The organism is Brachyspira sp. (assembly GCF_029258575.1).
Taxonomy (GTDB): domain Bacteria; phylum Spirochaetota; class Brachyspiria; order Brachyspirales; family Brachyspiraceae; genus Brachyspira.
In genome coordinates, this window is record NZ_JARHYI010000120.1 from 15,853 (window position 1) to 41,580 (window position 25,728).

Consider the following 25,728-nt stretch of genomic DNA (forward strand, 5'->3'; position numbering starts at 1 on the left):
TTATTTATTAAATATACAAATAAATTTATTTTAATTAGTTTTATTTTTGTTGGTAAGTGCAAGTATAAGTATATGCACAACCGATTTATCAACTTCAGGTATTCTCAAAGCCTGAGATATATTATAAGGCTTATACTGTTTTAATTTATTAATAGCATCAATCTTCACGCTCTTTAAACTAGAATAATCAAAATCTTCAGGTATAAGCATATTTTCATATTTCTCAATATCTCTTATCTCATTAAGATACCTTGCTATATATCCTTCATACTTTATAAATATTTCAGCATTCTCCAAAATATTTTTATTATAATCATCGTCTATCAAATGCAAAAGCATATCAATAGAACATTCAGGACGCTTTATTATAGAAGCCAAACTCATGGTACGGTATTCTTTAGCTTCTTTTATAAATCCCAAATCTTCTGTTTCTTTTTGAGTTAGTGTTCGTTTATTTAAAAACTCAACTAGTATCTGAGTTTTATGTTTTTTATCTATTACTTTCTCCAATCTATCTTTACTAGCAAGACCTATATTATAAGAGATTTCTGTAAGTCTTTCATCGGCATTATCCTGTCTTAAAAGCATTCTATGTTCAGCCTGCGAAGTAAACATTCTGTGAGGTTCTTTAGTTCCTTTAGCAGTTAAATCATCTATTAAAACGCCTATATATCCGTCGCTTCTTTTTAATATTAATGGAGCTTCTTTTTTTATTTTCAAACTTGCATTTATACCTGCCAGAAGTCCCTGACATGCAGCTTCTTCATAACCGCTTGTGCCATTAATTTGTCCTGCTAAAAATAACCCTTCTATTTTTTTTGTTTCTAATGTAGGTTTTAATTCTATAGGATTCACATAATCATATTCTACCGCATAAGCAGGCTTTAATATTCTCACTTCCTCAAGTCCTTTCAAAGCCCTTATCATTTTTATCTGCACTTCTTCAGGTAAACTTGATGAAAAGCCGTTTATATAAACTTCATTTGTTCTGTAGCTTTCTCTCTCCAAATGCAATTGATGTCTAGGCTTGTCTGCAAATCTCACAACTTTATCCTCTATGCTTGGGCAGTATCTAGGACCTATTCCTGTTATTACTCCGCTGTACATTGGAGATAAATGTATATTATCTTGTATGATTTTATGAATATTAGTATCTGTATAAGTAATATAGCAAGGCTCCTGAACTATATCTATTTTTTCATCTAAAAATGAGAAAGGAGTTATTTCATCATCTCCTTTTTGTATTTCTAATATATCAAAATTAATAGAATTATAATCTACTCTTGCAGGAGTACCTGTCTTTAATCTTCCAACCTCAAACCCCAAACTTCTTAAATTATCAGAAAGTCCTATTGCAGGAAGTTCTCCGATTCTGCCTGCTTGCTTCTGGTATTCACCTATATGAATAAGTCCATTTAAAAATGTTCCTGTAGTGAGTATTACAGCATGACATTCATACTCTCTACCTCTTTCTGTTCTAATGCCTTTTAATATATTATTTTCTGTGACTATTTCCGTTACTATATCCTGATGAAGTGTGAGATTATTTTGTGCATATAAGGTTTTTGCTGCCTCTTCTTTATATGAATATTTATCTGCCTGAGCTCTTGGTGCCCATACAGCTTTACCCTTACTTCTATTAAGCATTCTAAACTGCATCATAGTTTTATCTATCAAAATACCCATCTCTCCGCCGAGTGCATCTATCTCTTTAACTATAGTTCCTTTGGCAACTCCTCCTATAGAAGGATTGCATGACATTTGTCCTATAGTATCAAGATTTATGGATATAATAAGTGTTTTCATTCCAAGTCTTGCAGAAGAAAGTGCAGCCTCTATTCCTGCATGCCCAGCACCTACTACTATAATATCGTATTTATTATCATTCATGTATAATGTTCTCATTTTTTTATAAATTTTGCAATTTTTACTGTTAAAGATAATATATTAAAAACTTTTTATTGTCAAAGCAAATAGTAAAAACTAATTATATAATTTTTTTAAAATATAATTGACAATTTTTTATATTATGCTATTTTCACGAAAATTATAATTTATTATAAAGAGGTGGTGCTATGTTAAACGATGAAACTTCTTTTTAAATGTGATAATAATTTTAAGCATGATAACAGTATAAGAATTAATAAGATTTATTTTGGTTTTATATCATTACCAAAAACTTTTATTCTATTTTTACTGCCTTGTATATTTGCTTATATATAACATAAATATTTTTTATTCGTCTTTATTAAACTCCAAATCTTTAAGCTCTCTTAATTTTGGAAGATCGTCCAAACTGTTTATACCGAAATGCATTAAGAATTTATCGGTAGTTCCATAAGTTTGTCTTTTATCTAAATAATCCTTTCTTCCCTTCCAAGCAATGAAACCGTCTTCCATTAAAACTCTTAAATGATATCCGCTGTCGCTTTGTCTTATATCATCAATTTCAGCTTTAGTTAAAGGCTGTTTATATGCTATTATTGATAAAGTCTGAAGCATCGCCTTTGATATTTTTTTCTTTCTTTTCTTATCATAAATAGCTGACAATGTACCGAATGTAGAAGGTATTATGGTCATAAGAACAGAATCGCCCACTTCAAGTATTTCTATAGCACTTTTAGCTTCTCTGTATCTTTTATTGATATTTTCTATATGATTTCTAATATCTGAATTTTCGCATTTGAAAAGCGTTCTTAATCTACTTATGGGAACATTTCCTTCAACATATATTACAGCTTCCATAATCTTTTCAAGTTCTTCTTCATTATTAAGTATAGAACTATCTATTTCTAAAACATTTTTATTTTCAGTATTTTCTGTCTGAACTTCAACATTACTTTCAGAATTCTTTTCTGAAATTTCATTTTCTAAAATAGTATCGTTAGTTTCAATCATCTCATCCATAGTAATTATATCCCTAAAAAACAACTTCCTTTTTATTTTTTAATATTTAAATTATAACATATTGAAAACTTTTTTCAATATGTTTATTACATATTTTTAGGTATATTATTTTATGGGAAAATAAATTTATTTTTTAATTAATTACTGCAGATATTCCTTTTAATATTTCATCATAATCAACATCAGGAAATATATCCTTTAATATGTTTTTATTTATATCTTTTTTTGCTATTGCTTTATAATCAGAAAACTTTGAAAATTTGATTATATAATCCGATTTTGTAATTGATACTATATCATGCGATGAGAGTATTATTATTTTATCATGTTTATTATTCTCTAAATATTTAAAAAGTTTTACTTTATTTTGAAAATCTAATGAACTGTCAGGTTCATCTAAAAGTATTATATTAGTATTTTTGCATAATGTTTTTGCTAAGAATACCAATGCCCTTTCTCCGCCAGATAGATTCTCTACATTTCTATCTGCCAAATGAAGTATATTAAGAGAGTCCATTATTTCCAAAGCATATTTCTTTATTTTTTTCTCATCTGAAAATATACTGTATTTTCTATGTCCCATCATTACAACCTCAACTGCTCTGAAAGGAAAATTAACATTCAAAAACTGAGGCATAAAAGCTATTTCATTAAATATTACTTCTTTAGAAAGAGTTTTATTGTTGATATTTATGATTCCGCTTCTCTTTACACTTCTGTCCATTATAAGAGATTTTATTAATGTACTTTTACCGCTTCCATTGGCACCGAGAAGTATATATATGCCGTTTTCTGTTATATTAAGTTTATCTAATTGAAGAACTTTTTTATTTTTATATTCTAAAATCAAATCTTTACAATATATCATATATAATCTCTTTCATAAATTATCAATCATATTTGCTTCTTCTAAATAAAAATACAAATAAAAATATTGCCCCAAATAATGAAGTAGCTACAGATATAGGAAGTTCTCCTGCTATTCTTCCTCCAAATAAAGGCATTTTAATAATAGACCTTATAATCAAATCACATAATAAAAGAAGTATAGCCCCGCCGAATGCAGAATTAATCAATAACTTTGAAGAAGATGAAGTTCTCCATATAATTCTTGAAAGATGAGGCACTCCAAGTCCTACCCAGCTTATTATTCCTGTGGCTAATACAGACATAGACATGAGTATTGAAACCACAAAAAGTAATTGAAGTCTGAAAAATCTAATATCTTTAACTTTATCATAGGCATGAAGCTCTCCCAATGTAAGGGCATCTATTTTTGAAGATTGAAGCAAAAAGAAAAATAAGGCTATAATAAATACAGCAAATAATATTAAAGTATATCTTATATTAGTATTTCCCAAACTTCCCATAAGCCAAAAAGTTATTTCTCTGAGTTTTCCTATCTCAGCTATAACTTTTAATATGGAAAGTCCTGAAGAAAATACTGAATTAATAACTATACCCATAAAAAGTAGCTTTAATATAGATGTGCTTCTAAATGAAAAAACTATTGGTATCAGTACAGCTATGAAAGTAAATAAAGGAGCTATTAAAAATATAGGTAAGGAAAAAACTATAGCAAATGCCGCTCCAAATGCCGAACCTGATGATATTCCCAAAAAGTAAGGATCAACAAGAGGATTTTGAAAACAGGACTTGCATATAACGCCGCATACACCAATTATAGCTCCGCTTACAGTAGCTAAAAGTATTCTTGGAAGTCTTACATTAAGTATTGCTGTAGCCTTATTTATATCTTCATATCTATTAAAAAATAGATCTATAATTTCAAAAAAAGAAATATCCCAAGAACCTATAAATAAAGACATTATAAATAATATTATAAATATAGATGATAATATTATTAATGATTTATTTTTCATATCTGTACCTTATTATAAAACTATATAATAAACTATTTCTTTATTTGTTCAAAAAAAGGCTCTAATTTATGAAGCACTATAAGTTTATCAGTTTCTTTTATACCAAATATATCAGACATATAATTATCATATATTTCTCTTATATTTACATTCTCAGGCATATAATATATATAACTGAAAAGTATAAGCTGAACAGGAAGAAGTAATTTAGGATCTGACCACCATAAAATCTGTCCCATACTATATACTCTTTTATTTTTTACAGCATTGATATTTTGGAATATTGGATTTTTTGTATAAGTTTCTACAGCTTTTGAATATTGAGGAGAATCTATCATAGCTATAATATCAGGATTCATTTCTAATATTTCTTCTGCTCCTAGTATAGGTATTTCAGATTTTTCATAAACATTATTTATACCTAAAATAGAATAAGTATAAGCAGCTCCGCTATAATCTTTTCCATGAACATATCCTGCACCTGTTTGAGAATCTGTAAGTCCCAAGAAAAGCATTTTATCTGTATTGTTATCTTTTTTAAAAGACTTTGCCAAATCAATATAACTTTGAAGTTTCTTTATAAGTTCTTCAGATTTATCTTCTGCATTAACAGTTTTTGCTATTATTCTTATATTATCATAATAAGCATTTAAATTATCCGCTATTGTATGATCATTCAATATTATTACAGGTATTTTAAATTCATTTTCTATTCTATTAATCAATTCCTGATGATAACTATTTTCTGATAAAGAACCATAAGGCACTATTATAACCACATCAGGAGATACCTCCAATATCTTTTCAAAATCATAACTACCGTATCCTGCCCAACCTATATTTGGAATCGATAATATATTTGTAACTATATAAAAATTATCGGATTTATCTGTATTATAAGGTCCTGACTGAGGATATACTCCGCCTGTAGCCGACAATAAATCATCTTTTCCTAATGCTTTTAAAGTTTGAGGTATGAATCCCCTGTCTATTGATACTATTTTCTTTATATCTTTTTTTAATTTTACTTCTCTTCCTAAAGCATCTGTTATTGTTATATAATCAGATGAATCATTTGTACCATCATTTTTGGTATTACTGCATGAGTTAAAACAAAATACTAATAATGATACTATTATAAATAAATATTTACCCATTATAAAAAACTCCTTAATTATTATATTTGCATAGCTTTATATTTTCATCATTTAGAATTCTTCTTATAATTTCTATATTGGAATCATCAAAGCATTTAGGAAAATAAATACTTTTAATTTTTATATTCTCGTTATTTTGTAAAATTACCGTATAATCATTATTATTATTACAGCAGAATACATAAAGTAGAGATTGATAATTTATTTTATCATCTTTCGTAATAAATTTAGCAGTTTTTCCATAAATATTTTCTTCTCTATTATGCATTTTGATAACAATTGAATTTGCTATTTCATATTCTATACATATATTATTGTCATTTAAATCATTAATAGAATTTTCTAAAGATGATGAGAACGAATAAAAATTTATATTCATTTTTTCTATAATAGGTTTTATTAATATTAATTTTTTATTTTCTAAAATATTATTTTCTATTTCAGGCATATTGTTTAATAATAATTTAAGAGTGTCTATATTATAATTGATATTCTTATATAAAATTACAGAATTATTTGATTTATGAATATTATGAAACTCTAAACTTTTATTTAAAGATTTTTCAAATAAATTTAGAAAATCATCATATTTTATTATATTCGCTTTTAGTAATGTATATGATAATAGGAAAATATTATAACTTGCAAAATTATTATTTTCCAAATCAAAATTATCAATATATCTAATGTAAGTATGAAAAAGCAAATCATAATCTTTTTTCAAATAATAAATAACAGCCAAATTATTATAAAATTCAAAAATGGATTTATTTGTTTCTAATAATTTATTATAGCAAAGTATAGCATTATCATAATCCTTTATTCTATAATACGACTGAGCAAGCATATTATGAATATCATCATTTCTTACATCTGTCCTTGATGCATAATCTATAACTTTATCATAATCTTTATTATAGAAGCATACTGAAATTAATTTATCATAATACTTAAATGAATTAGGATTTTCTTCTATTATTTTATCAGCAATAAGTAATGCCTTATCATATTCTTCAAAATCAAAGTATATTTTAAACAATGTTTCATAAGTGTTGCTGTATGATGGATTAATATCCAATACTTTATTTAAATATATTAATGCCTTTTCTTTTTCGCCTAAATGATAATATGATAATCCTATTCCGTTATATGAGTCTGCATTATTATTATTTATATCAATGGACTTATTAAAGTTTTCTATTGCATTATCATAATCTTTTAAATTATAATATGCAAGTGCCAAATTATTATATGCTTTATAATATCTGTCATTTATTTCTATTGATTTATTGAAATAATTTATAGCCTTATCATATTCTTCATTAGAGGAGTAGCATATACCTATAAAATTATAAGCCTTATAAGCATTAGAATTTTTTTCTATTACTCTTTCAAAACATTCTATAGCTTCATAATAATATTTTTTAGAATAGTAGCTTATACCCAATTTATTATAATCGGTAAATGAATTTGCATCTAACTTTTTCGCCTTATCAAAATATAATGCAGCTTTATCAAACATTTTTCTATTGAAATAAACTAAAGCTAAATTATTATAAGCATTAGCATATTTAGGATTTATGTCTATTGATACATTAAAATATTTTATGGCATTATCATAATCTTTCAGAAATGAATAAACTGCTCCTAAAGTATTAGCCATTTTATATGATTTATTATTGCACTGTAGAAATCTGTTAAAGCATTCTATAGCTTTATCATAATTATTGATATTATAATAGCTCATTCCAAGCATATCATAAGCTTTAAAAATTCTTTCATCTAAAGATTTGGAATGTTCAAAAAATTCTATAGCTTCATTATATTTTTTATTTTTATAATAGAATAATGCTAAATTATTAAAAGCCTTATCATATTTAGGATTGATTTCTATAGCTTTATTAAAATTTTCTATTGCTTTGGTAAAGTCTTGTTTTTCAAAATAGCTTATTCCAAGAAGATTATAAGCTTTAAAAGAATTAGGGGTAATTTTTAAAGTTTCATTAAAACATTCTATAGCTTTATCATACTGCTTTATGGCATGATAGCTTATTCCAAGAAGATTGTATGATTTAAAAGTTTTTATATCTACTTTTCTCGCTTCTTCAAAATATCTTACAGCATCTTTAAACTCTTTAAGCTCTACGCATACTTGTCCTTTATATAGATTCGCTCTGTAATTTTTAGGTACTTTTTTTAAGATGCCGTCTAGTATTTTTAGAGTTTGATGATAATCTTCATTATTGATTCTGTATGATACCTCATTTAAAAGATTTTCCATCTTTGTATTATACATAAAAACCCCATATATATTATTATAAATATTTTACAATGAATATATATATTATGTCAACAATAAAATAATTTTTTTTTATTACATTAAATTTTTAATTTTTTGTATATAAAAATTAAATATATTATAAAGATATTATAAATCATGTATGAACCTAAAATAGTAGTACTTTACAGATTAAATTGTTATATAACTCCTAATACTATAGAGGCTAGAACTAGGATTATGCATAAAGTTTATGGAAATATAAAAGCTTTTTTGGAAACTAATTCAATAAATGTTTTAACAAAATCAATTTTCATTACTTTATCTTAATAATATTTAAAATTAAAAAAAAACTTGGGTGGGTATGCTTTTATTAATTTAGTGAAAAGATAAATAAAGGTTTTTTATTTTTAATTAAAGTAATAAATATAAAGGGCGGGGTATTAGAATAAAATTCTAAACACCTGCCCAAATATTAATGATAGCTAAAAAATATATTTAATAATTCTTAATTTTCTATATAAGAATTAAAAAATCTGTATAACCCTTGCGAATCATATTCTACACCTTTTAATTTTTGAGAAACCAGCAATGCTTCTGAATAAAAATATATAGGTATTATAGCATTATCATTCATAAAGATATTTTCTGCTAAATGAAGAGTATGCATTCTTATTCTATTACTTTTATTTGTAGAAGCTATATCTATATATTCATCAAATGTATTATTTGAATATGATCCATAATTATTAGGAGCATCACTTTTAAAAATATTCAAAAAATTAATAGGATCATTATAATCTGCATACCATAAATAAACAGCCAAATCAAAATTTTTATCATACATATTCTGCAGATAAGAAGCCCATTCATGCTTAACTATTCTTACATCAATATTCAATGCCTCTTTAAACATATTTTGCACAGCATCTGCTATATTTATATCAAACTCTCTAGTTGCTATTAATAAATCAAGCACAGGAAAATTTTTACCGTTTTCATATCCAGCTTTTGTCAATAATTTTCTAGCCTCTTCAACATCTTTTTTATAATTGTCCGTACCTATATGCATTCCACCTTTTTCTCTGAAATCGCCATTTATATCATTAATACCATAAGGCACCAAACTTCCAGCAGGGCGTTCTGATGATTTTGTAACAGATTCTACAATATATTTTCTGTCAATTGCTAATGATAATGCCTTTCTTATCTTTTCATCTTGCAATACTTGTTTATTTAAATTGTATCTGTAATAATAAGAGGCAGCTACGGGTACAATATGAACTATTCCTTTTTCTTTAAGATTTTCTATATCATTTCTAGGAAAAGGTTTGGCAAAATGAATATAATCTCCTAATACTCCTGCAAGTGATGTATTAGGTTCTTCCATCAAAAGAAAAGTTAATTTATTAGGCTTTATATTTTTTTCATTCCAATAATTAGTGTTTCTTTCTAATATTATATTTTTATCGAAATTTCTTTCAGTCATTTTGAAAGCACCGTTTCCTATATATGTTTCAGGCTTTAATGTCCATTTATCTCCATATTGATTTATAATATCTTCTCTTACAGGGTAGAAAGGCGGATACGCAGCAAGTTCCAAAAAGTACGCAGTAGGGCTGTTTAATTCTACTTGAAATGTATAATCATCAATAGCCTTAACTCCAAGTTCTTCTATACTTTTTAATCCTCCTATTATATCTTTAGCATTTTTTATTATTTCAAAATAAAAACTATATTTGTTTCCTGTTTTAGGATCAACGGCACGTTTCCAAGTATATACAAAATCTTCTGCTGTAACATTTTGTCCATCGCTCCATTTAGCATTTTTTCTCAAATGAAAAGTATATATATTTCCTGCATTATTAACATCCCAGCTTTCGGCTGCCCCTCCTATTATTTTATTTTGCTCATCTTTTTTCGTAAGTCCTTCAAAAGCATGAAGAATATATATCATAGTGAGATTATCTGTATTTAGAGTGGGATCAATTGTTAAGGGTTCTGGAGCTAAATTTATAACTATTTCATTTTTATTAATTTCTTCTTTTGAATGATTTGAGCATGATAAAAGTATTATTGAGAATAGCAGTAAATTAACAGTGAATATTTTTTTCATTATAATTTTCCTTTTTTATTGAAATTAATTTATGGATTTGCAAGTATATCATTTATAGAAGATATGCATAAATTAATGGACTTATCAATTTCTTCTTCATTTATTATTAAAGGCGGATTAAAATAAATAACATTTCCTAAAGGTCTTAATAAAAGACCTCTTTTAAGAGCTTTCTTATATATTTGATATCCCATTCTTAATTTTGAATCGAAACCCTCTTTAGTATTTTTGTCAGCTACCAATTCCATGGCATTAATAAGTCCTATATTTCTAATCTCTCCTATATTTTTATGAGCTTCTAATTTTTCTTTTAACTGATTATTTAAATATTTTGCTCTTATCTTTGCTTTATTTATAATATCATGTTCTCTCAAAATTTTTTGTACGGCAAGAGCAGCAGAACAGCCAAGGGGATTTCCACTGTAGGTATGACTATGCATAAAAGCTTTACCTTCATTATACTCAGCATAAAAGGCATTGTATATTTTATCTGTAGTGATTGTTATAGCCATAGGCATGTATCCGCCTGTAAGCCCTTTTGATATGCACATTATATCAGGGCTTATTTCAGCATGATCGCATGCAAACATTTTACCTGTTCTTCCGAAATTTGTAGCTATTTCATCAGCTATAAAAATTACATCATATTTATTGCAAAGCTCTCTTAATTTCTTCAAATAAAGTGGAGGATATATTCTCATTCCCGCACTTGCTTGAAGTAAAGGCTCTATTATAACAGCAGAAACTTCTTCTGCATACTTTTCAAATTTTTCTTCAGCATCTTCAAAGCATTCGCAATTGCATTTTTCTCTGCTAAGATTATATTTACATCTATAGCAATCAGGAGCCTCTATATGTATAGTTTCCATTAACATAGGTTTGTATATTTTAGCATATAAATCTAAACTTCCTACAGATAATGCTCCTACAGTTTCACCATGATATCCATCAGTAAGACACATAAATTTTGTTTTTTTAGTATTACCTATTTGATGCTGATATTGAAAAGCCATTTTTAAAGCAGCTTCCACAGATGATGAGCCATTATCCGAGAAATTGAATTTTGTAAGTCCTTTTGGTATTATCTTTACAAGTTCTTCGCATAATTCAATAGCTCCATTATGAGAAAAGTTAGCAAATATAACATGCTCCAACTTTTCAAGCTGAGTTTTTATACTAGCATTTATTTTTTCATTGCAATGACCGAGTAAATTACACCACCAAGAACTTACAATATCAATATACTCTTTTCCGTTTTTATCATAAAGATATATTCCCTTTCCTCTTTCTATAATTATAGGAGGAAGCTCTTCATAATCTTTCATTTGTGAACAAGGATGCCAAATATATTTCAAATCTTTTTCTTCTAATGTCATAAAAAATCCTTATGGTTAATTCATTCAAAAAGCGATTCTAAATTTCTTTCGTCTAATTTTAAAATACCATTTACAACAACACCAGCAATTTTTATATTAGTAATATCTTCTATCATTTTTTTATTATCCTCATGCATCACATTTGATATATTGAATCTATTTAATATTACTCCATTGATTTTTAAATTTCTGCTTTTCATATACTCTATTGTAAGAACAGTAGAATTGATAGTACCAAGTCCCGCATCTGAAATTATAATAGAAGGTATATTTAATTCTTTTATTATATCTTCCAAAAATATTTTTTGATGTTTATCATATCTTATAGGACATATTATACCGCCACTTCCCTCTACTATCATGTAATCATGTTTTTTTGATATATTTTTATAGGCATTTTTTATGATTTTTATATCAGGAGGATTCCCCTCAATTTGTGCTGCTAAATGAGGGGAATAGGCATGCTTATAACTATAAGATACCATTTCGTTATAAGAATCTAATAAATCAGCTTTTTCTTTTACATACCAAGCATCGCTATCTGTTTTATCTCTGCTTCCGCTTAATGCTGCCTTATAATAACCAACATTCAAATTATTATCTTTTAATGATTTTGCAATTAATGCTGATATATAAGTTTTTCCTATATCTGTTCCTGTTGCGGTTATAAAAAGTGCTTTAGTCATAATAATTTTCTCAGTCTTCTATTAATTGAATTTTGTATCCTAATTCTTCAGCCATTTTTTTATCTGTTTCTATTGATATTCCAGCAGTTGTAAGCATATCTCCTGTTATAGCGGCATTAGCTCCAGATGAAAAACATGATTTTCCTTTATCTTTCAAAAGTCCTCTTCCTCCAGCAAGCCTTATGAATGCTTTAGGATTTATAAATCTATAAATAGCTACAATTCTTCTCATATCATTTTCAGTAAGAGGTTCAATATTTTCAAAAGGGGTATTTTCTATTGGATTGAGCATATTAACAGGTATGGACATTATTCCAAGCTCTCTTAATTCCAAAGCCATATCAATTCTATCCTCCCAAGTTTCTCCCATACCCATAATACCGCCGCTGCATACAACTATTCCAGCTTTTTGTGCAGCTCTTATAGTGTTAATCTTATCATCATAAGTATGTGTTGTGCATACATTCGGAAAGAAATTTCTTGAGCTTTCTAAATTATTATGTACTCTTTTTAAACCAGCCTCTTTCATTTTTTTAAAACCATCTTCATCAAGTAATCCCAAAGAAGCACATATATATCCGTCAGTTTCTCCATTAAGAGTTTCTAAAGCTTCATAAACTTTATCCATTTCTTCGCTGTATAATGCTCTTCCTGATGTTACTATAGAGTATCTTAAAACTCCTTTATCAAAATCACTTTTTCCCTGTTCTAATATTTTTTCTTTATCTAATAAATTATAATCTTCGCAATTTGTTTCATAATGAGATGACTGAGCACAGAACTTGCAGTTTTCTGAGCATTTTCCACTTTTGGCATTTATTATAGAACACATATCAAATATATTAGAACAATAATGTTTTCTTATTCTATTTGCTAAAAAACATAAAGTTTCTAAAGGAGCATCTACTAATTTTATAGCTTCTTCTTTTGTGATATTATATCCATTCAAAATTTTTTGTTTTAGCTCTTCAAGAGATATTTCATTTTTTATAATTGATTCTATATTACTCATTCATACTCCCCTGTAATTTATACTTCCTGATACAAGTCTATCGACCTTACCATCTTGAAATTTTACTATAAGTGCAAAAGTTCTGTCTATATCTAAAACTTTTACTGTATAATCTTTATTATCTACATTGATAGAAACTTCCTTTCCGATTAAAAATGAACGTTTTATATATTCATCATAAAAAGCTACATTGTTAAAATAATATTCATACAAGTATTCCAATATTTTGGCTATTAAAATATTTCTTATATCAGCATTATTTTCTGTATTGATAGAAGATGCTATAGAGTCAATTTCTTTTGGAAAACCATTCTTTGGAAAATGTACATTTATACCTATACCTATAACAGCATATTCTAATCTTCCATCTTCAAAACTGAAAGCTCCTTCTGTAAGTATTCCGCATACTTTTTTTTCATTGATAAAAACATCATTAACCCATTTTATTTGAGTATTTTTATTGGATATTTCTTCTATAGATTTTGAAACAGCCGTAGCTGCTGCAGTTGTTATAAGTGATCTATTAAAAAATTTCTTTTTTTTTAAATTGAGTATTATACTCATATAAATGCCTGTGCCATAAGGTGAGAAAAAAGATTTTCCATTTCTTCCATATCCGCTAGTTTGTTCCTCAGCAATAATTACCGTACCACTTTCGGCTCCATTAATAGCCATTCCTCTTGCTATAATATTTGTAGATTCTACAGTTTTATATATCAAAAAATTAAATTTATCAGAATAGTTAGGCATATTATTTTTTATTATTTTTGATGATAGAATATCAGTTTCTTTTGAAAGTGCATATCCTTTATTTGATACAGAATGAATATCATATCCCGCTTCTTTTAAATTTTTTACAGCTTTCCATATAGCGGTTCTGCTTACATTTAATTCATTAGCCAATTTTTCACCAGATATGAATAATCCTTTATTTGATTCCAATATTGATATTATATTTTCTTTAATATTTCTATTCATAATAATCATTATAATAACAGAATAAATAATAATTGTCAACTTTATATTTTATATAGGTTTACAATCTTTGTTCTATTTTGTATATATACTAAACAGAAATTTATATAATGCTTATATTTTGTATAAATGTTCTACAAACATCAAATAATAGTGTATATATATTTTATATAGTTTATAATCTATATCTTAATTATATTCATTTAATTATTAATAGTGTTTTATAAATATACATTATCTGGAGAATAATTGGCATAGTTATTGCATATATAATGTTGTAAGCGATAAAGACTTACTAAAAGTCAATAAAAAAATAAAGTTAATCGCTTTAAATTAGAAATATAAAAGTTTATATAAAAAAGGAGTTTTAATTATGACTAAAAGATTATTTTTTCCAGAATTACATTCTATGTTAGATGATTTCAGAACTTTTGATGAGGCATTCGGTAATTTATATAATAATAATGAAACTAGAAAATTATCTCATTATAATATAGAAGAAGATGATAAAAATTACACAATAGAGATGGATATGCCCGGAGTGAAAAAAGAAGATTTAGAAATAGGTATAAAAGAAAATGTTCTTTCTATATATGCTGAACGTAAAAAAATAAATAAATCAAATGTTGTTATAGATAATAATGATAACAATGAAGAGAATAAAAACAATAATGAAATAGTTGTTTCTAAGTATGAGCAAAGTTTCAATATTAATACTAAAGGGATTGATATTGAAAATATAGAAGCTAATTTGACAGAGGGCGTTCTTAAAATAACTCTTCCTAAAAAAGAAGAAGTTAAATATGAGAAGAAAATAAATATAGCTTAATAATTATATAGGTTTATGAAAATTGTATTATGAAGATTAAAGGAGATTAAATATGTCAAGAAGATTATTTGTACCAGCTTTACATTCAATATTATCAAATGCTAATAGATGTAGCTCTTTAGGAAATTGCGATCATTATAATCGTTATAATGATTATTCAAGCTACAGTATAGAGGAAGATGATAAGAACTATACTATAGAGATGGATATGCCCGGAGTGAAAAAAGAAGATTTAGAAATAGGTATAAAGGAAAATATACTTTCTATTTCTGCTAAAAGAAAAAAGATGATTAAAGCAGAAAATGGAGATTCAAAGGAAGAGGTAATTTCAAGTTATGAGCAGAATTTTAATGTCAGTTCAAAAGGTATAGATGTTGAAAATATATCTGCTAATTTGGATAATGGCGTTTTACTCGTTACTCTTCCAAAGAAAGAAGAGCTAAAATATGAAAGAAAGATAGAAATTAAAACAGCATAAGAAATATATATAATAAAGCTTTAAAATCATAAAATATAATCCATAATAAAAGGCATAAGTATAATTTTACTTATGTCTTTTAATTTTTATTTAATAAATTTATTTCAATTTACTTAAATCTATTTGTTTTGTAAATTTAGTAACGGTAGCAGTAGCACATAAATCGCCTAATATATTTAAAGCAGTTCTAACTATACTGAGTAAAGCATCTATTCCAAGTATCATTCCATATTAATATCGAGTCCTATTTGTAGCTACAATTAAAAGTAATGTATCTATAATATTAGGATTTACAAATTATTTTGTAACAGCTGCAGCATTATTCAAGTCCAATCCAAGTCATAGCTTTAAAATGTTACCTATTATCAATACTAATATAGAAGTGATTATATTTAGCAAAAAATACAAAATAATTCAATTATTTATAATATTATATCTATTACTATATATACTATATTTAATCTACTGTAAATTTTTTCTTTTATGAAATGAATTCTATAAAAGAATGCAATAAAAAAAGGATAATATTTTATTAATACTATCCTTTTAATTTTTATAATAAAGCCTATTTTATTATTACCAAATCATAAGAGTAGATCCCCAAGTAAATCCTCCACCGAAACCTGTAAGAAGTACGAGATCGCCGTCATTTATTTTATTATTTTCTATGGCATCAGTTAAAGCCAATCCTATACTTGCAGAAGAACAGTTTCCAAATTTATTAAGCACAACACTTACTTTTTCCATAGGGAGTCCTATTCTTTTAGCAACAGCCTGCATTATTCTTAAATTAGCCTGATGAGGAACAAAATATTTCACATCGCTTAGTTGTTTACCAGAACTCTCTAAAACTTTATCTATACTATTTGAAAACTCAGTAACAGCCCTTTTAAAAGTTTCAGAACCGTCCATATGTATTTTAAATTCAGGAGCCTCTAAATCATCAGCTCTTATAGGGCAAACACTTCCACCATTAAGTACAATGCTCATATCAGGCTCACTTTGCATATGAATTCCTATTATTCCTTTTCCATCATCTCTTGTTGTTATTAATGAAGCAGTAGCAGCATCTCCAAATAAAATAGCAGTACCTCTGTCTTTCCAATTAATATCTTTAGTGAGTTTTTCACATGATACTATAAGTACATTTTTACATTGACCGCTTTCTATTAATGCAGAAGCAGTGTTTAATGAATATATATATCCAGAACATGCAGCGGATAGATCCAAAGCAAAGCAGTGTTTAAGTCCTAATGCATTCTGTAATTGTCCTGCCATAGAAGGGAATATATAATCTTTTGTTACAGTTGGAACTAATATAGCATCAACTTCTTTTAAGTCTACACCTTTTTTTTCTAAATTTCTAAGAGCATTAAGTCCCATCTCAAAAATAGTTTCATCTTCTCTAGCCATATGTCTGGTTTCTATACCAGTTCGGGTTATTATCCATTCATTATTTGTATCCAAAATACTTTCAAAATATTTATTATCTAATATTTTTTCAGGAACATAATAGGCTATGTTTTTTATATATGCTCTCATCATACTTTTCTCCGTTATTATTAATGTACTTAAATATAGAATGATTACTTATAAAAGTTTATTAGAAATAATAAAAAAATCTATAGCTAATAATAACTATTTTGTGCATTTATATGTACTATAAAGAATATTTTGATATAGAATTATCTTATATAGTAATATATTAAGCTTTAAAAGAGCTTCAAGTATAAAAATACCGAAACTCTTAATGATTTTATCGATTATTATTATTCCTTAAATAATAGATAAATATTACCTGAATTATACTGACCTTCTTCTGTATATATAGTCCAGTCTGTAAGTCTTTCTATACTATGCATTCCTCTTTCACCCTCATGCATATCCAAATCTTTATAAGGCTCATTGATTAAAGTAGCATCAAAATAACCATCATCAGTGAAATCATGAACATCAAACCATAAATGCTCTAAATCAGTAGGATTTTCTTCAGTTTCACCGTATCCCAATTTCACTAAGAAAGAAGTTTTTTCATCACCCTTATTTTTGTTTAAAAGCTCTAAGAAATATTCTAACTTTTCAAAAGCAGCTTCCCTCATAAGAGAAGTTTCAAAATTGCTCATCATAAACATAGGATTATCTGTAAGTTCATTTTTATAATAATCAAGTGAATGATATTTTCCTTTATCATCTACAGCAACTAAAATACCAGAAGGAGTATTATGCATTCCGTCATTTCTATCTTTAGCACTTCCAGAAATATCATCAGCAATATTTAGTTTTTTTAAAGCCTTCTGCCAAGGTAACCAGCAAACATAAGTATTATAAGCAGGATTGAATTTAAATCCAGGTTCAGGAACTCCTCTTTCTATAAACATTTTAGCACAAGTATTTAGAAGCGGTCCGAAAGCTGCATTAGAATCTTCAACTCCTACTATCTCCAATTCTATAGAACCAACTCTGTATAAACCATGCGTATGGAACCAATATTCTATTTTATTAGGATCCTTATCATCATCATAAACCGCATGAATAGTAAATAAATAATCCAAAGAAGGAGGAAGAGCAAAAGTGGAAGTATATGAAAGCCAATCTCCAGAATGAGCAGTATAGCATGACATATCTAAAAATATAGAACATTCAGGAACTAAACTATCTAATAATCTTAATTGTCTTTGATAGTCTGTAAGAGGGTGATTATCAAATGTTGTAGATATATGTACAGCGTATTGGCATTTGCAGGACTCATTATAATCTTCTTCCCTTACGGTGTTTACAGAAAATATTTCAGATACATTTTCAGTAACGCTTGAAGCATCAACTAAAGCTACATAGAAACTAAGTTCATCATTATTTTCCTCATCATCATGATTGCATCCGCATACATGTTCTTCACCGTTATTATGATTGCATCCACATACATGTTCTTCGCCATTATTATGATTGCATCCGCATTCATGTTCCTCATAATCTTCATCAATAACCATAGGAAGATACTGTAATTTTATTTGTACCTCCCATTTAGATTTATCTCTTATATAATTGCTTTTATCTATTTCATTAACTTCAAGTACCATATATTCATCAGATTCTGATAATATATCTTTAAGTTCATTAATACTCATATTATGATCATATTCTTTAGTAAATACGGCAGCCATCCATGATTCTAGTCTTTGTTCTCCGCTTGAAAATACATTGTATAATTTTTCATTATAATCCATTATTATTACCTCTATCATTTTATTATATTTTAATTTGTATTTTTTTCAACTTTTTTAAGTTATAAATTATTAAAAAATGTATCAAGAATAATTTTTGATTTTTTCCATTCTGGCATATATAAACTTACTATATTATAGAATTTTTTACTATGATTTGCCTCTATAAGATGTGCTAATTCATGAACTGTGATGTATTCTGCTGCTGTAATAGGATATTTCATAAGCTCCAAATTAAATGTTATATGCTTTTTTTTGATATCGCAGGATCCCCATTTACTTTTTAATTTTTTAACAGTAAATGTATTGATTTCCAAATTCATAATAGAACAGTATTTTTTTAATAATGAATCAAATAATTTTATAGCCTCTTTTTTGTACCATGTATCAAGGAGAATCTGTTTTTTTCTTATGTCGCTATTTTTTAATTCTTCATTATCCTTTATATTAACATACATATACATAATTCTGCCTGCAAGTATTATATTTTCTTTTTTACATTTCAACACTCTAAGCATATAATTTTTACCGAGATAATATAGTTCATTTCCACTTTTTAATTCCTTTTGGCTTATATCAAAAATATTTTTCTTTTTTATAGCTTCTTTTTTTTCTTCAATCCAATCTTTTCTTTTTTCTATAAGTTCATATATATATTTTTTGCTAACTCTTTTTGGGGCGGTAACATATATATTTAAATCCTGCTTTACTCTTATATAGATATTTTTGATTTTTTTGTATTCTATTATTATTTCACTCATATATCATTTAATATTTTTATCGCTGTAATTTGAATATATATTTAATCCTATTTTTAGAATCATTTGTAAAAAAGATAATATTTCTTCATTGTTGTTGCTTAAGTTTAATATTTTCTGATTATTTTCTCCCAATTCTAATAATTTATCGTCTATATTACCTTCTATTTCATCTCTTATCGATTTCATATTCTGCCAATCGGGACGGCTACTTTGTGATTGGAATAATTTATCAACAAATAAAGAGAAGTCTATCAAAGTATCATCATTATCTATATATTTTTTTGAGTTATCATAAACTGATCTGGCACATCTGTTATTTCTTATACGCTCATCATATTTAATATTTTCTTTTTCATTTTCGCCTTTGATTGTTGAAACTATTTCCATAGCCTCTAAAAGTTTTTCTTCTTCATTTATTCTGTTATTTTCATATCTTTCTATTATGTTTAATATTTTTTCTGAAAGTCTTCCGTACATTTCTGGGTTTTCTTCCATTTTTTCTTTTATTACACTATTTGCAGCACTTAATGCAGCATCGGATTTTGATTTGTTTAGAAACTCTATTTCTTTTTCAAAATCTGTATCGAATATGCTTGGTATTTTATTTAACACTTTAACATTATTGTCAGTGCCTACAAATTCATCATAAAGTTTCTGCATTTTTGATTCATATTCTTTGAAATCTACCGCCTCATGATGAGTGATTCTCAAGCGATTTCTAATTTCTACAGAGGTTTTAAATAAGTCTTTATATTTCTTTATTTCTTCATCATCAAAACTCTCTAAAAAATGACAACTGAACTGACATATATTTAAAAGTTTTGAATAGTTTAAAAATAGTTCATAGAATTTTTTTCTTTTATCTTCATCGTTTAATAATGGAGGGCATATATCATAGGCATTATCTGAAAGAAGTTCAGGGAGAAAGTTTATTAATTCTTCATAAGCATTTTTGAATTCTTTAATCTTTTCTTTTATATCGAATACAACATCTTCAATATCTTCAATATCATAATTTGCAAGTTCATCATAGGCATTTAAAGCATTATCCAAGTTTCCTAGAAGTCCTTTATAATCTATTAATATCCCATTATCTTTTCCTGTATATGTTCTGTTTACCCTTGCTATAGCCTGAAGAAGTCCATGATCTTTTAATTTTTTATCTATATATAAAACCTGAGTTCTTGGAGAATCAAAACCTGTAAGCAGTTTATCTACTACTATCATTATATCGATATTTCCTTTCTTGAAACTTTTTATTATTTCTTCTGTGTATTTAGTTTCATCATTTGAGTATTTGCTGTATAGTTCTTTCCATTTTTCTGATACATACTGTTTTTTTTCAGAACCGTTTTTACTACCATATTGTTTATTATCTTCTCCCTCATCTGCCTGAGAAGATATAACCACTGCTGTTTCTAGGCTATAATATATGTCGAATATTTCCTTCATTTTCAGAGCTTCATATTTGCTTGAAACGGCAAGCATAGCATTAAACTCTGTATTTGATAGATTCTTTTTATAATGTTTTGATATATCATCTGCTAATAGTATCAATCTCTGTTCACTTTCAAGTATAACTTTTTCATTAACATTTTTCTTTTTTAAATCTTCTTTTTCTCTGTCTGTTAAATCTCTTGTAATCAAATCAAATCTGTAATCCATTCCTGCTTTATCGTATATTACCTGATTTATTAATCTGCTTTCATAGTATAGAGGTACTATTACTTTATCTTCCAAAGCATCTCTTATGGTGTATGTATCTATAAAGCCTCCGAATTTTTCTGCGGTGCTTTTTTCTGCTCTGTATAAAGGTGTACCTGTAAATCCTAAATAACATGCATTAGGAAAAACTTTTCTCATGTTATTGGAGAACTTACCGTACTGCGTTCTATGGCTTTCATCTACCAAAATAAAAATGTCTTGGTTTTCTATTACTATTTTTTTGTCGAATACTTTTTCAAATTTATTTATTACTGTTGTTATTATGCTTTTTCCACTTTCTATTAATTTGATTAAGTTGGCTCCTGTTGAAGCTCTTTCTGCTGATATATCTGTATTTTTGAAAGTATTGTGAATCTGCTCATCTAAGTCAACTCTGTCTGTAACTACTATTATTTTAGAGTTTTTTATTTTTCTTGATATTATTTTAGTGAGCATTGACATTGTAAGGCTTTTACCACTTCCCTGAGTATGCCATATTACGCCGCCTTGTCTTTTTCCTTTATTATCTTTATTTTGAATTCTATCTATTATTTTTTTTGTTGCGAAGTATTGATTGTATCTTGTTACTTTTTTTACTGTTCCGTCAAATATGATAAAATATTCTAATATATCTAAAAATCTTTCCTTTTGAAATAATGAGTATAATGTTATATCTATTTCATTGATTACTCTGTCTTTTACTATTTTTTTTAATTCTTTTATAACTTTGCTTTCTTCTTTATTTGCTGATTTATTTTTTTTATTGTTATCTTTATCTTTCCAAACATTGTATAATTTTTCAGAAGTTCCTGCAGTGCCATATTTTGCTGTATCATCATTGGCACATATAAGTAATTGAGAGAATTTGAAAAGCTCTCTTATTTCTTTTTCGCCCTGATTTCTTATCATCTGCTCAATAGCATTTTTTGAGTTTACGCTTCCTTTTTTTAATTCTATCACTGCTAAAGGTATGCCGTTTATAAATACAATTAAATCTGGTCTTCTTGTTTTTTCTTTCTCATCTATAGAGCTTCTGTTTACTGTGAATTCTTCTGTGATATGAAATACATTATTTTCTATGTTATCAAAATCTATATATTTAATATTAAAACTTCCCTGTTTATTTCCGATTTTTTCTTTGTATGATTCGCCTTTTAAAATTCTTTCTGTGATTTCCTGATTGGTGATGAGATATCCTTTAGTAAGCGGAACATCCAAATCATTAACTGCCTTTTTAATATTATCTATTGAGAATTTATTTTTTTTGCCGTCATAAATGAAGTGATTAATTTCTTTAAGTTTTTCTTCCAATATATTTTTGAACATCACATTTGCTGTATTATTATCTCTTTCTTTTAGAGCATCTTCAGGGCTTATATACTGATATCCCATATTTTTAAAAAGCTCTATAACTTTATCCTGCAAAACTCTTTCGCTGTATTGTTTATTCATAAAAAACTCCTGTACTCGCCGTACTGGCATTCCTCACCGTATTTCTTATTCTTATCAAACGCCTTATGTACGTGTGGCTGATTACTTTTCATTATACAATGAATTATAATAATAAAAAGCTAAAAAATATTATAATGCAATCCTAGAGATAAAAATTAATTCTTAAGTAATACGGTTTCGGAGAGCATAACAATAATAAAATCGTTTTTTGACTTCTTCTTTTACAAAAAAGAACGAAGAAAAAAGATTTTATATACAAACATAGTACATGATTTAATTATATTCCGCTGTATATAAATATTTTTTATATAATATAAAAAGAAAATCTGATAATTTACTTTTATTGTCTTTTTGTTATAATTTTTATATGAGAAATATTAACAGAATGAACGATTACTTTGTGCGCTATCTTTTAGGCTCTATTGGTAATGAAGATATACTTGAAAATATAGTGAATTCTGTGCTTACAGATTCAGGCTTTGAAGAGGTTCATAATTTAGAAATAATTAATCCACATAATCTGCCTGAAAATATTAATCTTAAAGAATCCGTACTTGATGTTAAAGCTATTACTAAAGACAATAAAAAAATCATTATAGAAATACAATTATCAGGAAATATAGATTTTGTAAAAAGAATATACTATTATATTTCAAAGAATATAGTAAGCGAATTAAATGAAAATGAATCTTATGATATTATCAGTCAGGTAATAAGTATCAATTTTGTCAATTTCAATATGGACTTTAATGATGAGGGCAAAGCTCATAGATGCTTTAAATTAACAGATACTCAAAATCATAATGTATCATTAGATATTATTCAGATGCATATCATAGAAATACCGAGATTTTCAAAAATATTAAATAATTCATCTATAGATGATATTAAAAGAAATCAAATATTATCTTGGATAGAGTTTTTTACAGTTAAGGATTTATATAAAGTCAAAGAAAAACTAAAGGAGCTTAATAATATTATGCCTAAAGTAATAGATAAATATGAGAGATTTGTATCAAGTGAAGAAGAGATGGAAGTTTATAATGCCCGTGATGCTTTTTTATACGGTCAGACTTTAATGCTTAAAAGAGAAAGAGAAGAAGGAATAAAGGAAGGAATAAAGGAAGGAATAAAGGAAGGAATAATAAAAACAGCAGAGAATTTAAAAAAGTCAGGATTAGATATAGAATTCATAAGCAGAAATACAGGTCTCAGCATAGAAGAAATAGAAAAATTATAAAAATGAATTCTCCTATATAATCTTAATCTCTTCATTATTAAGACCGTACAAAGAATACGCAGTATTAATTTACTTTTTTTTATTTTTGGTTATAATAATAATAAAGTTTTTTAATGAATATATAAAGTAATGAAAGAACAGCTGTTTTTTCTCCGGTAATTTTTCAGCAGTTCTTTCAGAGTTTTTTACAGTTAAAGATTTAGATAAAGTAAAAGAAAAATTATAAAAATTTAAATCCTCACTTCCCCCGTTAAAAGCCTCTGCATTAATCCTTTCTTCTGCTGTTTACGAAGCTCGAGCTGCTTTTTAAGATTTTCTATTTCCTCATCTATTACAGAAATGAGTTCAGCAATTTTCTTTTGTTCTTCTAGGCTTGGAATTAATAGAGTAAAATTTAAAAAATCATTTTCGGATAATTCTTTTTGTCCTGTTCCATTAGCAAGATGATAATATCTTTTCATATATGACTCTCTTGATAATGAGAAATATAGAAATTTATTATTACAACACTTATTGACTGTAAAACTCATTATAGCATTTGAGCATATTGTATTATCAAATTCTTCACTTACTATTGCAATACTCCCATTAAAATAATTTTGTTTTCCTAAAATAATTTCATCTTTTTTTCTAATATAAAAAGGTCTTTTATCTGCCATTTTTCTTTCAATATTTGCAAATTCTATTCCTTTATTATGTAGCTTTATCGTAATTTTTTTATATTTTGAAGTATCATTAACTCTATTTTTTGAACCAGAAGATAAAATATCCCCAAGCCTCACAGTTTGCCACTCATCATTAAAACCGTTAAATCGCACTTCACCGCTTAAGAGTCTTTGCATTACACCTTTCTTATAAAGCTCTTTTTTTTCTATTAAATTCATAAGGTTCTCTATTACTTCATCGCATAATGATAAAATTTCCGCTATGCGTTTTTGTTCCTCTAGGGGTGGAAAGTAGAAACTTAAATTTTCTAAATTTGATTTTGATATTTCTAAAAATGTACTACCTGAGGAATTTGATATTAAATGATTTCTATTATGGTTTATGAGATAATATAAAAATAGTACATTATGATTTATATTTGGAATAATAGATTTAAATCCTTGATTTGTTGATATTTCTTTTTTATTTATACAACAATCCCCAATAGTTGCTCTCGTACATATAATTAAAGAATTAGGTTTTATAATTTTTGCGGAACTATTTTTTAATCCTAATTCTGTGATTTTTCTTTCCGTATCATATAAATATTTTGTTTTTAAAGCTGTTACTTCTGTAGGTGTTAGCCATAATATATCACCATTCCAATATTTTTCATTTTTCGTACTTGGAGTACCTCCTCCTAATATTTCACCTATATCTTTCAATTTAAATTCTTGCCAGCCTGTCGGCAAATGTGTATTTTTCATAAATACGCCTCTATTAAATATAATATGCAATTCTTAAAAATATTATAATATGATATGTAAAAAATTTAAAACTATTATGATATTAGTTTTTTACTTTTTAAAAATTAAATAATCGTATAAATTATTAAAAAATGGTGTATTTACTTAATTCAATATATCGTATATAATCGGACTAAATAAAATATAGGAGTTCTATTATGATTAAATTTATTGAAATGAACGAAGATTTGAAGAATAAAGA

At 26.7% G+C, this 25,728-nt stretch carries 21 protein-coding genes; 4 read left to right on the forward strand and 17 right to left on the reverse strand.

Annotation, left to right across the window (positions count from 1 at the left end; translation table 11 throughout):
• Positions 1 to 30: 30 nt before the first annotated feature.
• From mnmG to Q1J76_RS09310, 6 genes are all read right to left on the reverse strand, one after another.
• A complete protein-coding gene (gene mnmG, locus Q1J76_RS09285; RefSeq protein WP_300369787.1) occupies positions 31 to 1,890 on the reverse strand; it encodes a tRNA uridine-5-carboxymethylaminomethyl(34) synthesis enzyme MnmG in 1,860 nt (619 codons plus the stop codon).
• A 345-nt stretch (positions 1,891 to 2,235) separates the two neighbouring features.
• Complete coding sequence (scpB, locus tag Q1J76_RS09290; RefSeq protein WP_300369788.1) at positions 2,236 to 2,907, reverse strand: SMC-Scp complex subunit ScpB; 672 nt, start codon at positions 2,905 to 2,907, stop codon at positions 2,236 to 2,238.
• A gap of 133 nt (positions 2,908 to 3,040) precedes the next feature.
• A complete protein-coding gene (locus Q1J76_RS09295) occupies positions 3,041 to 3,775 on the reverse strand; it encodes an ATP-binding cassette domain-containing protein (RefSeq protein ID WP_300369789.1) in 735 nt (244 codons plus the stop codon).
• Positions 3,776 to 3,797: 22 nt separating this feature from the next.
• Positions 3,798 to 4,790 (reverse strand): FecCD family ABC transporter permease, encoded by a 993-nt coding sequence (locus Q1J76_RS09300; RefSeq protein WP_300369790.1) that lies wholly within the window; start codon positions 4,788 to 4,790, stop codon positions 3,798 to 3,800.
• 32 nt (positions 4,791 to 4,822) lie between these two features.
• Complete coding sequence (locus tag Q1J76_RS09305; RefSeq protein WP_300369791.1) at positions 4,823 to 5,947, reverse strand: ABC transporter substrate-binding protein; 1,125 nt, start codon at positions 5,945 to 5,947, stop codon at positions 4,823 to 4,825.
• A gap of 13 nt (positions 5,948 to 5,960) precedes the next feature.
• Complete coding sequence (locus tag Q1J76_RS09310; protein WP_300369792.1) at positions 5,961 to 8,243, reverse strand: tetratricopeptide repeat protein; 2,283 nt, start codon at positions 8,241 to 8,243, stop codon at positions 5,961 to 5,963.
• Positions 8,244 to 8,384: 141 nt separating this feature from the next.
• On the opposite strand from Q1J76_RS09310, the gene Q1J76_RS09315 reads away from it, so the two are divergent.
• The gene (locus Q1J76_RS09315; RefSeq protein ID WP_300369793.1) at positions 8,385 to 8,555 is read left to right on the forward strand and encodes a hypothetical protein; all 171 of its coding nucleotides are present in this window, start codon (positions 8,385 to 8,387) and stop codon (positions 8,553 to 8,555) included.
• Positions 8,556 to 8,733: 178 nt separating this feature from the next.
• On the opposite strand, the gene Q1J76_RS09320 is transcribed toward Q1J76_RS09315, so the two are convergent.
• The 5 genes from Q1J76_RS09320 to Q1J76_RS09340 are packed head-to-tail and all read right to left on the reverse strand — an operon-like array spanning position 8,734 to position 14,393.
• Positions 8,734 to 10,344: a peptide ABC transporter substrate-binding protein gene (locus Q1J76_RS09320; RefSeq protein ID WP_300369808.1), complete on the reverse strand. Its 1,611-nt coding sequence runs from the start codon at positions 10,342 to 10,344 to the stop codon at positions 8,734 to 8,736.
• Between the two features lie 26 nt (positions 10,345 to 10,370).
• Positions 10,371 to 11,717, reverse strand: coding sequence for an adenosylmethionine--8-amino-7-oxononanoate transaminase (gene bioA / locus Q1J76_RS09325; protein ID WP_300369794.1), 1,347 nt, complete (start codon positions 11,715 to 11,717; stop codon positions 10,371 to 10,373).
• A 20-nt stretch (positions 11,718 to 11,737) separates the two neighbouring features.
• Entirely contained in the window at positions 11,738 to 12,403 is a 666-nt protein-coding gene (gene bioD / locus Q1J76_RS09330; protein ID WP_300369795.1) for a dethiobiotin synthase, read from the reverse strand.
• Between the two features lie 10 nt (positions 12,404 to 12,413).
• Complete coding sequence (bioB, locus tag Q1J76_RS09335; protein WP_300369796.1) at positions 12,414 to 13,415, reverse strand: biotin synthase BioB; 1,002 nt, start codon at positions 13,413 to 13,415, stop codon at positions 12,414 to 12,416.
• On the reverse strand, positions 13,416 to 14,393 hold the full coding sequence (locus Q1J76_RS09340; protein WP_300369797.1) for a biotin--[acetyl-CoA-carboxylase] ligase: 978 nt from the start codon (positions 14,391 to 14,393) through the stop codon (positions 13,416 to 13,418).
• 370 nt (positions 14,394 to 14,763) lie between these two features.
• Between Q1J76_RS09340 and Q1J76_RS09345 the strand changes: the two genes are divergently transcribed.
• Complete coding sequence (locus Q1J76_RS09345) at positions 14,764 to 15,219, forward strand: Hsp20/alpha crystallin family protein (protein WP_300369798.1); 456 nt, start codon at positions 14,764 to 14,766, stop codon at positions 15,217 to 15,219.
• A gap of 52 nt (positions 15,220 to 15,271) precedes the next feature.
• A complete protein-coding gene (locus tag Q1J76_RS09350) occupies positions 15,272 to 15,697 on the forward strand; it encodes an Hsp20/alpha crystallin family protein (RefSeq protein ID WP_300369799.1) in 426 nt (141 codons plus the stop codon).
• 99 nt (positions 15,698 to 15,796) lie between these two features.
• Here the strand turns inward: Q1J76_RS09350 and Q1J76_RS09355 are convergent, their stop codons facing one another.
• The 5 genes from Q1J76_RS09355 to Q1J76_RS09375 all read right to left on the reverse strand — a co-directional run bounded on the left by Q1J76_RS09355 (position 15,797) and on the right by Q1J76_RS09375 (position 22,835).
• Complete coding sequence (locus Q1J76_RS09355; protein WP_300369800.1) at positions 15,797 to 15,922, reverse strand: hypothetical protein; 126 nt, start codon at positions 15,920 to 15,922, stop codon at positions 15,797 to 15,799.
• A 351-nt stretch (positions 15,923 to 16,273) separates the two neighbouring features.
• Positions 16,274 to 17,242 (reverse strand): beta-ketoacyl-ACP synthase III, encoded by a 969-nt coding sequence (locus tag Q1J76_RS09360; RefSeq protein ID WP_300369801.1) that lies wholly within the window; start codon positions 17,240 to 17,242, stop codon positions 16,274 to 16,276.
• Positions 17,243 to 17,466: 224 nt separating this feature from the next.
• Positions 17,467 to 18,921 carry a DUF4026 domain-containing protein gene (locus tag Q1J76_RS09365; protein WP_300369802.1) on the reverse strand — a complete coding sequence of 485 codons (1,455 nt, stop codon included), beginning with the start codon at positions 18,919 to 18,921 and terminating at the stop codon, positions 17,467 to 17,469.
• Between the two features lie 59 nt (positions 18,922 to 18,980).
• Positions 18,981 to 19,679, reverse strand: coding sequence for a M48 family metallopeptidase (locus tag Q1J76_RS09370; protein WP_300369803.1), 699 nt, complete (start codon positions 19,677 to 19,679; stop codon positions 18,981 to 18,983).
• A 3-nt stretch (positions 19,680 to 19,682) separates the two neighbouring features.
• On the reverse strand, positions 19,683 to 22,835 hold the full coding sequence (locus Q1J76_RS09375) for a type I restriction endonuclease subunit R (protein ID WP_300369804.1): 3,153 nt from the start codon (positions 22,833 to 22,835) through the stop codon (positions 19,683 to 19,685).
• Between the two features lie 367 nt (positions 22,836 to 23,202).
• Here Q1J76_RS09375 and Q1J76_RS09380 point away from each other — a divergent pair, with 367 nt between their 5' ends.
• Complete coding sequence (locus Q1J76_RS09380; RefSeq protein ID WP_300369805.1) at positions 23,203 to 24,075, forward strand: Rpn family recombination-promoting nuclease/putative transposase; 873 nt, start codon at positions 23,203 to 23,205, stop codon at positions 24,073 to 24,075.
• Positions 24,076 to 24,305: 230 nt separating this feature from the next.
• Here the strand turns inward: Q1J76_RS09380 and Q1J76_RS09385 are convergent, their stop codons facing one another.
• Positions 24,306 to 25,487: a restriction endonuclease subunit S gene (locus tag Q1J76_RS09385; protein WP_300369806.1), complete on the reverse strand. Its 1,182-nt coding sequence runs from the start codon at positions 25,485 to 25,487 to the stop codon at positions 24,306 to 24,308.
• Between the last annotated feature and the right edge of the window lie 241 nt (positions 25,488 to 25,728).